This window comes from Mycobacterium persicum, assembly GCF_002086675.1.
In the GTDB taxonomy this organism is placed as follows: domain Bacteria; phylum Actinomycetota; class Actinomycetes; order Mycobacteriales; family Mycobacteriaceae; genus Mycobacterium; species Mycobacterium persicum.
Genome location: NZ_MVIF01000339.1, coordinates 1 through 288 on the forward strand (window position 1 = coordinate 1; position 288 = coordinate 288).

Here is a 288-nt window from a genome sequence, read left to right on the forward strand (position 1 = left end):
GTTGGGCCACGGTGGGGCGGGTGGAGCCGGTGGAGCCGGCGCATCAGGCGGGCGCGGCGGCACCGGTGGGCTGCTGTTCGGCAACGGCGGGACGGGCGGCATGGGCGGGGCCGGCGGTCACGGCGGCGCCGGCGGTAACGCCGTGCTGTTCGGCAATGGCGGGGCGGGCGGAGTCGGAGGGGCCGGCGCGAACGGCGCGCCGGGCGTCAACCCCGGATTGCTCCCCCCCACCATGCCGGCTGCCGCCGGGGCAGACGGCCGCCTCTTGCCGAATGGCGTCGGCGGCGG

General features: G+C 79.5%; 1 pseudogene. It reads left to right on the forward strand.

Going from position 1 to position 288, the window contains the following annotated elements:
• Nucleotides 1-288 (forward strand): annotated as a pseudogene (locus tag BST40_RS31345) (PE-PGRS family protein); the annotation flags it as partial.